The sequence below is a fragment of the Duganella sp. Root198D2 genome (genome assembly GCF_001428585.1).
Classification (GTDB): domain Bacteria; phylum Pseudomonadota; class Gammaproteobacteria; order Burkholderiales; family Burkholderiaceae_D; genus Rugamonas.
In genome coordinates this window covers 114,186-129,396 of sequence record NZ_LMIC01000005.1, presented here as the reverse complement: position 1 = coordinate 129,396, position 15,211 = coordinate 114,186, and the positions used below count along the sequence as shown (strand labels likewise).

The 15,211-nt window shown below is 64.4% G+C and carries 9 protein-coding genes; 3 read left to right on the top strand and 6 right to left on the bottom strand.

What is annotated here, in order from left to right; all coding sequences use genetic code 11:
• The 3 genes from mfd to ASE26_RS07850 all read right to left on the bottom strand — a co-directional run bounded on the left by mfd (nucleotide 1) and on the right by ASE26_RS07850 (nucleotide 5,337).
• Complete coding sequence (gene mfd / locus ASE26_RS07860) at nucleotides 1–3,432, bottom strand: transcription-repair coupling factor (RefSeq protein ID WP_055926548.1); 3,432 nt, start codon at nucleotides 3,430–3,432, stop codon at nucleotides 1–3.
• Between the two features lie 61 nt (nucleotides 3,433–3,493).
• A complete protein-coding gene (locus ASE26_RS07855; RefSeq protein ID WP_156409898.1) occupies nucleotides 3,494–4,432 on the bottom strand; it encodes a lipase secretion chaperone in 939 nt (312 codons plus the stop codon).
• Nucleotides 4,429–5,337 (bottom strand): triacylglycerol lipase, encoded by a 909-nt coding sequence (locus tag ASE26_RS07850; protein ID WP_055926545.1) that lies wholly within the window; start codon nucleotides 5,335–5,337, stop codon nucleotides 4,429–4,431. Before ASE26_RS07850 ends, ASE26_RS07855 begins: the two co-directional genes overlap by 4 nt.
• 246 nt (nucleotides 5,338–5,583) lie before the next feature.
• Here ASE26_RS07850 and ASE26_RS07845 point away from each other — a divergent pair, with 246 nt between their 5' ends.
• Entirely contained in the window at nucleotides 5,584–7,416 is a 1,833-nt protein-coding gene (locus tag ASE26_RS07845; RefSeq protein ID WP_055926543.1) for a methyl-accepting chemotaxis protein, read from the top strand.
• On the opposite strand, the gene ASE26_RS07840 is transcribed toward ASE26_RS07845, so the two are convergent.
• The 3 genes from ASE26_RS07840 to ASE26_RS07830 are packed head-to-tail and all read right to left on the bottom strand — an operon-like array spanning nucleotide 7,413 to nucleotide 11,580.
• On the bottom strand, nucleotides 7,413–8,183 hold the full coding sequence (locus tag ASE26_RS07840; protein WP_055926541.1) for a PP2C family serine/threonine-protein phosphatase: 771 nt from the start codon (nucleotides 8,181–8,183) through the stop codon (nucleotides 7,413–7,415). The genes ASE26_RS07845 and ASE26_RS07840 overlap by 4 nt on opposite strands.
• Nucleotides 8,180–9,178, bottom strand: a complete 999-nt coding sequence (locus tag ASE26_RS07835; protein ID WP_055926539.1) for an ABC transporter substrate-binding protein — start codon at nucleotides 9,176–9,178, stop codon at nucleotides 8,180–8,182. The genes ASE26_RS07840 and ASE26_RS07835 overlap by 4 nt, the downstream gene beginning before the upstream one ends.
• A gap of 2 nt (nucleotides 9,179–9,180) precedes the next feature.
• Nucleotides 9,181–11,580 (bottom strand): penicillin-binding protein 1A, encoded by a 2,400-nt coding sequence (locus tag ASE26_RS07830; RefSeq protein WP_229207063.1) that lies wholly within the window; start codon nucleotides 11,578–11,580, stop codon nucleotides 9,181–9,183.
• A 107-nt stretch (nucleotides 11,581–11,687) separates the two neighbouring features.
• Here ASE26_RS07830 and ASE26_RS07825 point away from each other — a divergent pair, with 107 nt between their 5' ends.
• Both ASE26_RS07825 and ASE26_RS07820 read left to right on the top strand, forming a co-directional pair.
• Nucleotides 11,688–13,919 carry an OPT family oligopeptide transporter gene (locus tag ASE26_RS07825; RefSeq protein ID WP_229208125.1) on the top strand — a complete coding sequence of 744 codons (2,232 nt, stop codon included), beginning with the start codon at nucleotides 11,688–11,690 and terminating at the stop codon, nucleotides 13,917–13,919.
• 13 nt (nucleotides 13,920–13,932) lie between these two features.
• Nucleotides 13,933–15,204, top strand: coding sequence for an amidohydrolase family protein (locus tag ASE26_RS07820; RefSeq protein ID WP_057245936.1), 1,272 nt, complete (start codon nucleotides 13,933–13,935; stop codon nucleotides 15,202–15,204).
• Nucleotides 15,205–15,211: the final 7 nt, after the last annotated feature.

Sequence of the window (15,211 nt, the reverse complement as noted above, 5' to 3'; positions counted from 1 at the left end):
TCATGTCAGTTGTTTGATGGCGGTCTTGATCTGGTTCACGCGGGCCGCCAGGTCAGGCATATTCGCTGTGATCTTGAGCTTGTCCTGTCCGTTCAGCTTGATGTGGCGCTGGTTCTGGATCAGGTGGATGATGCGCATCGGGTCGATCGGTGGCTGCGGCATGAATTGCAGGTTGACCGCTTCCGAGTGGGCATCGATCTTGATGATGCCGACGGTCTTGGCGGCGATGCGCAGGCGGTGGGTCTCCACCAGCGCCTTGGCAGGGTCGGGCAGTTTGCCGAAGCGGTCGATCAGCTCCTCTTGCAGGTCGTCGATTGCGTTCTGGGTTTCGCAATTGGCCAGGCGTTTGTAGATCGACAGGCGTTCGTGCACATCGCCGCAGAAGTCCGCGGGTAGCAGGGCAGGCGTATGCAGGTTGATTTCGGTGGTGGTGGCCAGTGGGGCCGCCAGGTCGGGTTCTTTGCCGGCCTTCAGCGAGCGCACGGCTTCGTTCAGCATGTCGGTATAGAGCTGGAAACCGACTTCCAGCATTTCGCCGGACTGGTTTTCGCCCAGCACTTCGCCGGCGCCGCGGATTTCCAGGTCGTGCATCGCGAGGTAGAAGCCGGAGCCCAGTTCTTCCATCTGCTGGATGGCGTCGAGGCGGCGCTGCGCCTGTTTGGTCAGGCCTTGCACGTCGGTCACCAGAAGGTATGCGTAAGCCTGGTGGTGCGATCGGCCGACGCGGCCGCGCAACTGGTGCAGCTGGGCCAGGCCGAACTTGTCGGCGCGGTGCATGATGATGGTGTTCGCGGTCGGCACGTCGATACCGGTTTCGATAATCGTGGTGCACAGCAGGATGTTGTAGCGCTGCGCCACGAAGTCGCGCATCACTTTTTCCAGGTCGCGTTCGTGCATCTGGCCGTGGGCAACGGCGATGCGCGCTTCCGGCAGCATTTCGGTCAGCTTGGCCAGGCGGTTCTGGATCGTTTCGACTTCGTTGTGCAGGAAGTAGACCTGGCCGCCGCGCTTCAGCTCACGCAGTACGGCTTCGCGGATGATGGAGTCGTTCTCGCTGCGCACGAAGGTCTTGATGGCCAGGCGCTTTTGCGGCGCGGTGGCGATCACGGAGAAGTCGCGCAGCCCTTCCAGGGCCATGCCGAGGGTACGCGGGATCGGCGTGGCTGTCAGGGTCAGTACGTCGACTTCGGCGCGCAGGGACTTCAGTGCTTCCTTCTGGCGCACGCCGAAACGGTGCTCTTCATCGATGATGACCAGGCCGAGGCGGTCGAACTTGACGTCGTCCGACAGCAGTTTATGGGTGCCGATCACGATGTCGAGCGTGCCGTCCTGCATGCCTTTGATGGCGTTGGCGATTTCCTTGCCGGTGCGGAAGCGCGACATTTCGGCGAGGCGCACAGGCCAGTCGGCGAAGCGGTCGGCGAAGGTCTGGGCGTGCTGCTCGGCCAGCAGGGTGGTCGGCGCCAGGATGGCGACCTGCTTGCCGCCCATGACGGCAATGAAGGCGGCGCGCAGGGCGACTTCGGTCTTGCCGAAACCAACGTCGCCGCACACCAGGCGGTCCATCGGTTTGCCGGAGGTCATGTCCTTGATCACGTTCATGATCGCGGCCGCCTGGTCCGGCGTTTCGTCGAAACCGAAGCTGTCGGCGAAGCGTTCGTAATCGTGCGAGGAATACTCGAAGGAGTGGCCCTGGCGGGCGGCGCGGCGGGCGTACAGGTTGAGCAGTTCGGCGGCGGTGTCGCGTACCTGTTCGGCGGCCTTGCGCTTGGCCTTGTCCCACTGGCCGGAGCCGAGGGTGTGCAGCGGGGCGTCGTCCGGCGAGGCGCCGGAGTAGCGCGAGATCACGTGCAGCTGCGACACCGGCACATACAGCTTGCTCTCCTTGGCGTATTCCAGGTGCAGGAATTCGGTTTCGCCTTCGCCCAGGTCCATGCTGACCAGGCCCATATAGCGGCCGATGCCGTGGTTGATGTGCACCACAGGGTCGCCGATCTTGAGCTCGGACAGGTCGCGCACCATCGATTCGACTTGCGTGACCGCTTCCTGTTTTTTGCGGCCGGCGCGGCGGCCGCTGCCGGCATACAGTTCGGTCTCGGTGATGAAGGCTATGCCCTCATCCAGTTCGAAGCCGGCGTGCAGCGGCGAGACGCCCAGCGTGAACTTGGCGTCGCTGGCCAGGAAGCCGTCGAAGCCTTCGATCAGTGCCGGCGACAGGTCGAATTCGGCGAAGTACTGCTGCAGGGTCTCGCGGCGGCCGTTGCTTTCGGCGCAGATCATCACCCGGCGGCCGGACTGCATCAGGTAGGCGCGCAGGTTGGTCAGCGGGTCGTCCAGGTGGCGATTCACCGCGATGTTCGGGATCGGCGCCGACAGTTCGGACGATGGCAGCGACATGTCGCGCGATATGGCGAGGCGCGGGTGCGGCTTGGCCAGCACGAAGAACTGCTCGTCGCCCAGGAAAATGTCCTGCGGCGGCAGGATCGGGCGTTCGCGGTCGGCCTTCAGGAATTTGTAGCGCGACTCGGTGTCGGCCCAGAAGCGTTTGATGGCGGCGTCGATGTCGCCGACCATGGCCACGCTGGCTTCCGGCGGCAGGTAGTCGAAGAAGGTGGCGGTTTCGTCGAAGAACAGCGGCAGGTAGTACTCGATACCCGCCGAAGCGATGCCGCTGCTGATGTCTTTGTAGACCACCGAGCGCGATGGGTCGCCTTCGAAGGTTTCGCGCCAGCGGCTGCGGAACGCGGTGCGCGAGGTCTCATCCATCGGGAATTCGCGGCCCGGCAGCAGGCGCACTTCCCTGACCGGGTACAGCGAGCGCTGGGTGTCGGCGTCGAAAGTGCGGATGGTCTCGATCGTGTCGCCGAACAGGTCCAGGCGGTACGGCAGGGCGGAGCCCATCGGGAACAGGTCGATCAGGCCGCCGCGCACCGAATATTCGCCGGGCGACATCACCTGGGACACATGGGTGTAGCCGGCCAGGGTCAGTTGCGACTTGAGCTTGGCCTCGTCCAGCGACTCGCCTTGCTTGAAGAAGAAGGTGTAGGCGGCCAGGAAGGAGGGCGGCGCCATGCGCACCAGTGCGGTCGTGGCCGGGATGATGGCGACGTCGCACTGGCCGGTCTGGATCTCATGCAGGGTTGCCAGCCGCTCGGATACCAGGTCCTGGTGCGGCGAGAAGGCATCGTAAGGCAAGGTTTCCCAATCGGGCAGCAGGTTGCAGCGCAGGCCGCCGTTGGCAAACCACGCAATCTCCGCCAGCAGGCGCTGGCCGTCGCTGGCCTGGGCGACGACCACGGCCAGCATCTGGCCGCGTGCCTTCAATTCGAGTGCCGCGTGCGCCAGCGCGTAAGCGTCGCCGGAGCCGAACAGATTGGGCAACGCAAAGCGGTTGCCGGGTTTGGGAAGTGCTTTTTTGAAGTCGAAGGGCATGCAAACGTGGCGCTAACTGAGGAGACACTAATATGCTGGCCCCACATTATAGTGCAAGCACCTATTCGTAGGCGCCCAGCCGTTTCTGTTCCCACGATGTAAAAAGACTATCGCGCAATTGCTGGATTGCGGCCTGGTTGCCGCCTAAGCCGGCGCTTGCAGTGCGGTAGGCGCTGATCCGGCGCAGCCATTCGCCTTGTTCCCGGTCCAGTTGGGCCAGCCGGCCGGCGGCTTGCGGGTCGAATGCTGTTGCGCGCAGGCGGTACACCTCATCGTCGCCGGCGCCGCCCCTGCGGGCGGTTTCGACCTGCTGCTCCACGTTCAGCACGCGCAGCGGGGCGGTCCGTTCCTCCTGGAGCCCGGCTGGCAGCCTGCGGTCAAGGTCGGCCATCCGTTGCAGGCGCTGGTCCGGCGCCAGGGTTTTGTCGTCCAGCAGCGCCAGGCGGGCGATGGCATCCTGGTCGCGGGCATCCGTATCGCCGAACAGGCCGGCGGCTTCGGCGGGCGTGAAATAGCGTTTGCGCAATTCCTGCATGGCGAGAAGGCGGCCGCGGGCGGCGGCGGCGAACGAAGTGCCGGAAGCGGGCGCTCCCTGGCTGCGCTCGGCCTCGGCCAGGGCACGCTTGTAGGCCAGGTATTGGCCGAGGAGCCGCCTGGCATCGGCGGCTGCGCCGGGTTTCAGCCGCTTCTCCAGCTCCTTCTCAATGCCGGCCCGGATGGCCGGCAGCTCCGCTTCGCCCAGTGCCGACAGGTAGTAGTCGAACAGGTGGCGTAGTTCGGCGTCGACTTCGAGTGTATCGCCGGCAGCGGCACCCAGCCGGCCGTCAGGCTGGGTGCCGGCCATGGAGGGGACGAAGGGGGGCGTGCTCGCCGGCGCCGGCGGTGCACTTGACCCGGGCGCCGGCGCCGACGGCGCTGCAGCGCCATGTATCCATAGTGCGGCGACAGCGGCAGCTGCCAGGCCACACGCCGCCCATGCCATCCGTCCCCGGGTACTCACAGGCCCATACCCTGCAAACGGTTGGCGTGCTGGCGGAACAGCGTGACCGGACTGGTTTCAAACAGGTGGGTGATGCCTACCATCTGGTTGACCTCATCGAGGTGGTTCATCCAGTAGTCGTCGCGAATTACGCGGCCCAGATGGGACGAACAGCTCGCCACCAGGCCATCATTCTTGGCGCCGCCGAAAGCAATCGAGGTGACGGCGAGGAAAGGGTCGGCCGGGTCGAAGAAATTGGTATAGGGCGTCGCGCCGCTCCAGGAGAAGTAATACACGCCATTGGCCTGGTGCGCGCCTTCGCCGCAGGAGGTCGAGGGCAGGCCGGCAGGATGGCGGGCGTTGAAAGCGGCGGTGCCGGCGGTGCTGAGCGACTGTGCCGCGGCATAGGCATCCTGGGGCAGCGAGGAGCTGCCGGAAATCAGGCCGAGGAAGCCGCCCAGGGCGTTGCCAACGCTGTAGACCAGGTCCGGGGCTGCGCCGACCAGCACGTCCGCCACCCTCGAGCCTTTGTTCACGCCGCCAATGCTGGTCACCGAGGCGACCAGGTCGGGCCGCACCGAAGCGACATAGCGCGAGGTCGGGCCGCCGTGGCTATGGCCGATCAGGTTGACCTTTTCCGCACCGGTGGCGGCAAGTACCTGGCGAACCTGGAACAGGAGCTGTTCGCCGCGCACTTCCGTGCTGTTGGCCGCCGACACCGAGGTTACATAAACCCGTGCGCCGCCGCTGCGCAGGGCGCCCGGTACGCCGTAGAAATATTCGAGGGGGCCCAGGCTGTCGAAGCCGAACAGGCCGTGGACAAGGACGATGGGGTAGCGGGTTTGCGTGTAGCCGGTTGCGGAAGCGGGAAGTGAGGTGATTGCGATGAACAGGACCGATAGCAGCTGCCAGACGAACTTCTTCATAAAGCCTCCTGTGCTGATTGGTGGTGGGAGAGCCCAATCTAGCACCGGCGGCGGGCAGCGCGGCAAGATTGCTGAATAAGCACGGTGGGTTCCTTCAGTGCCAAAACACTTTGTTGCATGAATGGCGCGTGGGGGCTGGATTGCGTTGACGCACGGGAATTTAAGCTCGATATTCATCTGATAAGAGCACAATCTCACCAAATACCACAAGATTAATAATGTTGCCTCGAAAGAAAGGGTGGAGTCATGTTCAAGAATCTCTTGATCAAATGGAAACTGGCGGTATTGGTGGCGGTAATGATGCTGGCGCTCGCGGTGCTTGGCGTCTCCGGCTACCGCGGTATCGCCAGTGTGGGCGAGTCGGTCAACGAGATAGGCGTGGTGCGCCTGCCTTCCATCTACGGCTTGCTGGTCCTGAGCGAGGGCCAGACGGCGGTCGATAAGGCGACCCTGCAGACGGCGATCTACGAGAACGATTACCAGGCGCAGGCCAAATTCGCTGAGGTGGCGAAAGCGCGTGACGCGGCCTGGGCGAAAGCAATGGCCGGCTGGAAGAAGTACGAGCCGCTGCCGCAAACCGATGAAGAAGCGGTGATGTGGAAGCAGTTTGTAGCCGAATGGGATGCCTGGAAGGGGGCCGATGGGAAGCTTGGCGGAACCGTCTCCGCGCTGGCCGGAAACAAGGACGAAGCGAAGCAGAAGGAGCTGTTTGCCCAGTTCTTCCAGCAGTACCAGGCTTCGGGACCGTTATTCGCCAAGGCGGAACATAGCCTGAACAGGATCATAGAGCTTAACGACCGCATCGCGCAGGACTCCATCAAGTCCGGCACCGAGACAGTCATTTCGGCGGAGCGCACGATGATGGCGACGGCCGCGGTGGCGATGGTGCTGGCGATCGTCATTGCCTGGTATATCGCACTGGCGATCACGCGGCCGATCGAGTCGGCGGTGCAGGTGGCACAAACTGTGGCGGCGGGCGATCTGACCAGCGACATCGTGGTCGAGACGAAAGAGGAAACCGGCCAGTTGCTGCAGGCGCTGAAAGACATGAACGAAAGCCTGATCCGCGTTGTGGGCCAGGTGCGCAAAGGGACCGGCACGATCGCGAATGCCACTTCGGAAATCGCTACCGGCAATATGGATCTGTCGAGCCGCACCGAGGAGCAGGCCAGCTCGCTGGAGGAAACCGCCTCGTCGATGGAGGAATTGACTTCCACCGTACGCCACAATTCGGATAATGCCCTGCAGGCGAACCAGCTTGCGAAAACGGCATCCACGGTGGCTGCCAAGGGCGGCGAGGTAGTGGCACGCGTGGTGGAAACCATGGATTCGATCAACGAGTCGTCCAGCAAGATCGTGGACATCATCAGCGTGATCGACGGCATTGCCTTCCAGACCAATATCCTGGCGCTGAATGCCGCGGTGGAGGCGGCGCGGGCGGGCGAGCAGGGGCGCGGCTTTGCGGTGGTGGCATCGGAGGTGCGCAACCTGGCGCAGCGTTCGGCGGCGGCAGCGAAGGAGATCAAGCAGCTGATCGGCGATTCGGTGGAGAAGGTTGGCGCTGGCAGCCGGCTGGTTGGCGAGGCCGGAGCGACCATGGGCGAGGTGGTTACCAGCGTGCAGCGGGTGACGGACATCATTTCCGAAATCAGCCTGGCGACGCAGGAGCAAAGCGCGGGCATCGACCAGATTAATACGGCGATCAGCCAGATGGATCATGTGACGCAGCAGAATGCGGCGCTGGTCGAGGAAGCCGCCGCGGCGTCGGCGGCGCTGGAGGAGCAGGCGGCGCGGCTGATGGAAGTGGTGGGCGTGTTCAAGCTGGATGCTTCGGCGATGGCCCGTCTGGAGGCCGAGGCGCCGGCACGGCGGCCATCAACGCAGGCCAGGGCGCTGGCAGTGGCGCGGCCGGCGCGCGGCAGCGAGCAGCGTGCGGCCCGGCGCAATGAAATGGCGGCACCGGCCGTCGCTGCGGGCGGCGCGGATCGCGAGGCGCAGGCCGATGCCGCGCCGCGGGCCGGTGCACGCCGTCCTGCTGCCGCGGTGGGCAAGCCTGACGAGGACTGGGAAGAGTTTTAAGCGCGGCAGAGCAGCAGGACGGCCGTGATGTTATCGCGGCTGCCGTCCTGCTTGGCTTTTTCGACCAGTGCGGCGCAGGTTTGCGGCAGGTTGTCCGGGCCGGCACTGCCCAGCAGCGCTGCCAGGGCCTCGTGCGTTGACGCGCCATACAGGCCATCGCTGCACAGCAGGTAAATATCGCCTGGCGCCAGCTGCTGCGAGAATACGTCCGGGCGCACCTCTTCGGCCGGCCCGATCGCCTGCAGCAGCAGGTTGCGCGGCGGCAGGATACCTTTCATGCCCGCTTCCAGCGCTTGCTGGTACAGGGTCTGGTCGTGCGTTAGCTGCGCCAGGTGGCCGTCGCGGTAGCGATAGATACGGCTGTCGCCGACGTGGAAGATGAAAGCCGGGCCATCGGCATGCGGCTGCCACATGCCGGTCAGCGTCGTACCCATGCCATAGCCATCTGCCAGCCCTGCAGCCGAATTATTGTGGAACAGGGTGCTGTTGGCGAAAAGGACTGCCTCATGCAATTGGCGCAGCGCCTCGGCGTCGCTGCCAGGGACGTGCTGGGTGCGCAGGTGCTTCCACACCAGCAGCAAGGCTTCGGTGCTGGCGATGTCGCCGCCGACGTGGCCGCCCATGCCGTCGGCAACCGCGACCAGATTTATTTCCGGCAGCAGCAGCAAGTTGTCCTGGTTGCTGGGGCGTACAGTGCCGACGTCAGTCAATCCATAGGCCAGGCCTATGGTCATTTGCTGCAATACCGGCGGCGACAGCGGGATCATTTGATTTGCTCCGCAAACTGCAGCACGCGCGCCGGCGGCATCATGCCGAGCTGGCGTGCCACGTCCATGTTGACGAGGTAAGAGTAGGTGCCCGGCGTTTCAACCGGAAGCGCGGCGGGCTTGACGCGATGGTACAGGATCTGGGCTACTTTATGGGCAGTCAGGCGCCCGACATTCATATAGCCAGCCACCAGGCCAAACAATGCACTGCCGTCACGCAGCGCGACTTCGGCGGCGGAAAACACCGGCAGCCCCAGCGCCAGCGCGGTTTCAGTGACCAGGATGCGCTGGGAAGCGATAAAGCTGTCGGGGCCGATATAGAGTAGCTGCGCCTTGTTCTCGGCGAGACCGGTCAGCATGCCCGGGATGGCGTCGGTGCGCGGTTGTCCCGTATCGTCCAGCGGGACCGGGTGGGCCGTGAATTCGGCCCCAATGCGTTCGGCCTCTGCGCGCATTTCGCGCATGGCGACCCTTGCATTCACTTCGTTCGGATTGAATATCGCGCCGATCCGGTCGAAACGGCGGTAACTGAGGATGGCGCTCATTTGCTGGCGCGCCGGCACCACGTGGCTGACGCCTGTCAGGTTGCGGCGGGAGGTGGCCAGGCTTTGCACCAGCCCGGCCGCAATCGGCGCGGAAACCATGGTGAACACAATGGGGATTTTAAACTCCCTTGCCGCCACCGCCAGGCTGACCGGCGTACCCCAGGTGTAGATCAGGTCCGCGTGCCAGGCGCGGGCTTCATCGAGCAAGGCCGGCACGCGGCTGGCGTCCATGTCGACGCTGCGTACCATGAATTCCGCTTGCAGGCGGTTGTCCTTGAACCACTGGTGGAAACCGGCCTCCACATCGGTCTCGCCGCGGAACAGGATCATGCAGACGCGCGGGATACGGCGGGCCGCGCAGGCCGCCGGCGCCATGGCCGCCAGCGGCGCGAACACCGCCGCGGCGCCGAGCAGGCGCCGGCGCCGGAACGATGGAGCCGGGCCCGGCATGTTCAAGTACCTACCGGGGCTTGCTGTTGCGGGATCTGCTGGAGCGCAGGCTGGACCGGCGGTGCAGGCTGCGCTGGCGCGGCCGGCGCGGCTGGCGGCTGCGGCGTGCCGTCGGCCGGCTCCGGCTGCTCGCCTTCACCCGGTACTTCGCCCATGTCGATCGCCAGCACCGTCGGGTCGTTGGCGTATTCTTCCAGCAGCCAGTCGCCGTTCAACTGCACCACGCCTTCCGGCGCCGGACGCTCGAGCGGGGGATGCTTCGGCAGGGCCGAGCGCATATAGTCCATCCAGATCGGCAGCGACAGCGTTGCACCGAACTCGCGGCCGCCAAGCGATTTCGGATCGTCGTAGCCCATCCAGGCTACCGCCACCACGCCGCCGCCGTAGCCGGCGAACCAGCCGTCGAAGGAATCGCTGGTGGTGCCGGTCTTGCCGGCCAGGTCAGGGCGGCCCAGGCGGCCGGCGGCTGCGCCGGTGCCGCTGCGGGCGACGTCGCGCATCATGCTGTCCATGATGAAGACATTACGCTCGTCGAGCACGCGTTCGCCGGAGTTGGCAGGCGCCGGCGGCTGGATATCCATGATCGGCACGCCCTTGGAGTCGGTCACGCGCGAGATCAGGAAAGGCGTAGCCTTGTAGCCGCCATTGGCGAAGACCGCGTAGGCGCCAGCCAGTTGCAGCGGCGTGACGGCGCCGGTGCCCAGGGCCATGGTGAAGTTCTTTGGATGGCGCGACAGGTCGAAGCCGAAGCGGGCCAGGTAGGCATGGGTGTCATCCAGGCCGGCAGCGCGCAGGATGCGCACCGACGGTACGTTCTTCGATGCCGCCAGCGAGCGGCGCATGCTGACCTGGCCATCGAACTTGCCGTCGTCATTCTGCGGCTTCCACGGCTGGCCGATCGAGCTGCCCGGCAGTTCCAGCGGTTCGTCGGCGATCACGGTGCCTGGACCGAAGCCCTTGGCGACCGCGGCGGAGTAGACAAACGGCTTGATCGAGGAACCCGGCTGGCGCCAGGCTTGCGTCACGTGGTTGAACTTCTGCAGGCCGTAGTCGAAGCCGCCCACCATTGCCTGGTAGGCGCCGGTATTGGCGTCCAGCGCTACAAAGGCAGCGGCGACTTGAGGCACCTGGGTGATGGCCCAGCCTTTCTTTTCGGTCTGCATGACGCGGATTACGGCGCCGGGATGGATTGCGATAGCCGGCTTGGCCTTGCTCGACAGTGCGGACGCGGCCAGTTTCAGGCCGTCGCCGCTGATCGACAGCACGTCGCCGTCCGAAGTTTCCGCCTTGACCAGGGTAGGGCTGGCTTCCAGCACGACGGCCGGAATCAGGCCGTCGCTGACCACGCGCTTGCCCAATACTTCGTCGATGGCATCGCCGCGCTCTTCTTCGTCGGCGGGCAGTTCGATCGACGCCTCAGGGCCGCGGTAGCCGTGGCGCTGGTCGTAGGCCACCACGTTGCGGCGCACGGAATCGTAGGCAGCTTCCTGGTCGCGCGACTGGATGGTGGTGTAGACGTTGATGCCCTTGGTGTAGCTCTCTTCCTTGTACTGCGCAAAGACGGCCTGGCGCGCCAGTTCGGCCACGTATTCGGCATGGACGTCGAACTCCTGGCCGCGGTGGTTGACGTGAAGCTGCTCCTTCTTCGCCTTTTCGTACTGCGCTTCGGTGATGTATTCGAGCTCGAACATGCGGCGCAGCACCACTTGCTGGCGCGAGCGCGCCTTCTTCGGATTGACTGCAGGGTTATTGCGCGACGGGTTTTGCGGCAGGCCTGCCAGCATCGCCGTTTCGGCAATCGACAGTTCCTTCAGCGATTTGCCGAAGTAAGCCTGGGCGGCGCTGGAAAAGCCGTAGGAGCGCTGGCCCAGGTAGATATTGTTCATGTACAGCTCGAGAATCTTGTCCTTGTCCAGCGCATCCTCGATGCGATAGGCGAGCATGGCCTCGGCCAGCTTGCGCGACAGGAACTTGTCTTTGCTGAGGTAGAAATCGCGCGCCACCTGCATGGTGATCGTCGAACCGCCCTGGCGGAAACTGCCGCGCAGGTTGGCGCGGGCCGCGCCAAGCACGCGCACCCAGTCGATGCCGCCGTGTTCATAGAAGCGCGAATCTTCGATCGCCAGTACGGCCTTCTTCATCAGGTCAGGCACTTCGGCGATCGGGGTGAAGTCGCGGTGCTCTTCGCCGAATTCGCCGATCAGCACTTTGTCTGCGGTATAGATGCGCAGCGGGATCTTGGGGCGATAATCGGTGACCGCTTCCAGGGTAGGCAGGTTGGGACGGATCACAAAGGCCGCATAACAGGCCAGGGCAATGCCGCCGGCCAGGGCGGTGAGGCTGGCGCCGATGCTGGCGCGGATGACGTTGCGGCGGTTCAGCCAGGAAGGACGATTGATCAAATCAGCTCTCACGGTTGCTAAGTCGGGGCATTATAGACTACTCGATAGTTGCTACTTCATTGCTAGATATGCCATAGTCCTAGGTGTTTTAGTCTAAAAGGATTTACGTGTTCCGTCCCTATATACCCGACGAGGCGCGGCTGCCGGAGATGACCTTCCGCGCCCTGTTCCTCGGTACCTTGCTGGGCATGGTGTTTGGCGCTTCTTCGCTGTACCTGGTCCTCAAGGTGGGCCTGACTGTCAGCGCATCGATTCCCGTAGCGGTGATTGCGATTACTTTCTTCGGCCTGGCCAGGAAAATGGGCGGCAAGGACGCCAGCATCCTGGAGAACAGCATTGCGCAGACTGCCGGTTCGGCGGGCGAATCGATTGCCTTTGGCCTGGGCGTGACCATGCCGGCCATCCTGATCCTGGGTTTTGAGCTTGAAATCTGGCGCGTGATGCTGGTGGGCGTGCTGGGCGGCCTGCTCGGCATCCTGATGATGATCCCGATGCGCCGCACCATGATCGTGGACCAGCATCATGAGCTGAAATTCCCCGAGGGGACGGCATGCGCCGAGGTGCTGAAGGCTGCGGCCAGTGATTCTTCGCGCCAGGCCGCTGGCGAGCCGGTGCAGGGCGAGTCGGACGCGGCGCGCGACGCGCGGCGCCGTGCGCGGCTGATCTTTGGCGGTTTCGGCATCGGGCTGCTGTACAAGGCGCTCAATGTCTCGTTCAAGGGCTGGAAGGATACGCCGGACGTTGTGCTGGGTGCGCCGCTGAAGGGCGGCTCGATCGGCGCCGAAGTATCGCCGGAGCTGCTGGGGGTGGGGTATATCATCGGTCCGCGCATTGCGTTGACGATGACGGCGGGCGGCGTGCTGTCCTACCTGCTGCTGATCCCGATGATCAAGTTCTTCGGCGACCCGCTGAGCACGATCCTGGCGCCGGGCACCATGCTGATTTCCGAAATGGGTCCTGACGATGTGCGCGGCGCCTACATCCTGTATATCGGCGCCGGTGCTGTGGCGGCGGGCGGCCTGATTGCGCTGCTGCGCGCCATGCCGATGATCTGGCGCAGCCTGGCGGCCGGCTTGTCCGGCGTCGGCAATGGCAGCAAGGCTGACGCTACGCGCCGCACCGAGCAGGATATCCCGATGAAGTGGGTGGTAATCGGTTGCCTGGCCCTGATTGCGGTCATCACCGCCGCGGCCCCGCTGCATATGAATCTGCTGGGTGCCTTGCTGATCCTGGTGTTCGGCTTCCTGTTCTCCACCGTTTCGTCGCGCCTGACCGGCGAAATAGGTTCGTCGTCCAATCCGACTTCCGGCATGGCGGTGGCAACGCTGCTGTTCACCTGCCTGATCTTCCTGATGGTTGGCTGGACCGGCGGCCAGTATTACGTGACGGCGCTGTCGGTTGGTGCGATTGTCTGCATCGCTTCCGCCAATGCCGGCACGGTGTCGCAGGACTTGAAGACCGGCTTCCTGGTTGGCTCCACGCCGCGCTTGCAGCAATACGCCATGCTGGTGGGCTCGCTGGCATCGGCCCTGCTGCTTGGCCCGATCCTGCTGCAGTTGAATAATGCCAGCACGGTGTATGTGCCGGCTGCCCAGGTTGCGCCCGGACTGGCGACCGACGCTTCCAGGCTGACTGCGACGGCCCGTCTGGACGGACCGCAGGCGGCCGGCGACAGTGCAACCTACAAAGTGTGGCAGAAACCAGACGCGCAGGGCGGGCCTGAAGGCAAATACCTGGTGGCGCCGGACGGCAAGGCGGTCTGGTTCGTTGATCCTGGCATCAACGGCACGCACCACAAGCGCCCGGACGGTACCGAGGTGCGCAAATACGATGCGCCGAAGGCGGTCCTGGTGTCCTATATCATCAAGGGCATCCTCGACCAGCAGTTGCCGTGGACGCTGGTGATGCTGGGGGTGATGATTGCCATCGTGCTTGAAATGTCGGGCGTGCAGTCCTTGTCGTTTGCGGTTGGCGTGTACCTGCCGCTGTCGGCCACGCTGCCGATTGCCGTAGGCGGCGTGTTGCGCTGGCTGGCCGACCGCCGTAACAACAAGCTGCCGCAATACGCCGGCTTGAGCGAGGAAGCGCTGCAGGCGGCAGGCGACCGCAGCGAGGGCGTGCTGCTGGCGTCCGGCTATATCGCTGGCGGCGCGCTTGCCGGCATCGTGATCGCGATCACGGCTGGCGTGCTGACCAATTTCGATGCGGCGGTGACCGCATGGGCCGAAACCAGCAATCCATTCTTCAGCGGGCCGATGGCGGATTTGCTGTCCTTGCTGCCTTATGCTGTAATCATGGCGCTGCTCCTTTGGGCGGCGCGAGAGAAATCCACACGTTAAAGGGGATTGGACGATGAGGAAACTGGGTGCGGCGGGCCTGTTGCTGACGATGGGGGCGGCGAATGCCATGACGGTTGATTGCGGCCGGCTGCTGGACGTCAAGGCAGGCGTATGGCGCGAGAATGTCACGGTCCATATCGAGAATGGCTCCGTGAAGGCGATCGAACCGACCAAGGGCAAGGGCGACGTCGACCTGGGCTCCATGTCCTGCATGCCAGGCTTTATCGACATGCACGTGCACCTGACCGGCCAGACCCAGCCCCAGGTCGAGGCCCTGCGCGGCCAGATGACGCTGGATGCCATCGACCGGGCCTACGATTCGGTCGCCTTTGCGGAACGCACGCTCAAGGCCGGCTTCACCACGGTGCGCGACCTGGGCGCCAATGAAGGCTTGAATATCGCCATGAAGCGCGCCATCAACACCGGCGCCATTCCCGGCCCGCGCATGTTCACAGCCGGCAAAGCGATTGCCACTACCGGCGGGCATGGCGACCCAAGCAACGGCCAGTCGCGCGAATTGCGCCACCTGCACGGCGCGCCGGGCCCGGACGAGGGCGTGGTCAACAGCCCCGACGAAGCGCGGCAGGCTGTGCGCGCCCGCTACCAGGAGGGCGCCGACATGATCAAGATCAGCGCCACCGGCGGCGTCCTGAGCCAGGCCAGCAGCGGTATGAATTCGCAGTTCGACGACGCCGAACTGAAGGCGCTGATCGCCGCAGCCAGGGATTACGGGTTCAAGGTCGCTGCACACGCGCACGGCGCGGAAGGCATGAAGCGCGCCCTGAAGGCAGGCGTGGATTCGATCGAACACGGTACCTTCATGGACGACGAGGCCATTACCCTGTTCAGGAAAACCGGCGGCTGGTACGTGCCGACCATCAGCGCCGGCCGCTACGTCGCCGACAAGGCCAGGGAACCGAATTACTATTCGCCCCTGGTGCGTCCGAAAGCGGCCGCCATCGGGCCGCAAATCCAGGGCACGTTTGCACGCGCCTACAAGGCCGGCGTAAAGATCGCTTTTGGCACCGATGCCGGTGTTTTCCCGCACGGCGAGAATGCCAGGGAATTCGCCTATATGGTGGAAGCCGGCATGCCTGCACTGGAAGCAATCCGCTCCGCCACGCTCAGCGCCGCATCGCTGCTGGGCCAGTCGAGCCGCCTCGGTTCGCTGGAGCCGGGCTTTGCGGCCGACATCGTGGCGGTGGCGGGCGATCCATTGAAAGACATCACGCTGCTGCAGAAGGTAGGATTCGTGATGAAAGAAGGCGTAGTTTATAAACAGTAGCCGGGGA

Bases quoted from the DNA above. Each gene is read 5' to 3' on its own strand.
- mfd (WP_055926548.1), bottom strand. From the start codon at position 3,432: ATGCCCTTCGACTTCAAAAAAGCACTTCCCAAACCCGGCAACCGCTTT.
- ASE26_RS07850 (WP_055926545.1), bottom strand. From the start codon at position 5,337: ATGAAGAAGTTCGTCTGGCAGCTGCTATCGGTCCTGTTCATCGCAATC.
- ASE26_RS07845 (WP_055926543.1), top strand. From the start codon at position 5,584: ATGTTCAAGAATCTCTTGATCAAATGGAAACTGGCGGTATTGGTGGCG.
- ASE26_RS07840 (WP_055926541.1), bottom strand. From the start codon at position 8,183: ATGATCCCGCTGTCGCCGCCGGTATTGCAGCAAATGACCATAGGCCTG.
- ASE26_RS07835 (WP_055926539.1), bottom strand. From the start codon at position 9,178: ATGCCGGGCCCGGCTCCATCGTTCCGGCGCCGGCGCCTGCTCGGCGCC.
- ASE26_RS07820 (WP_057245936.1), top strand. From the start codon at position 13,933: ATGAGGAAACTGGGTGCGGCGGGCCTGTTGCTGACGATGGGGGCGGCG.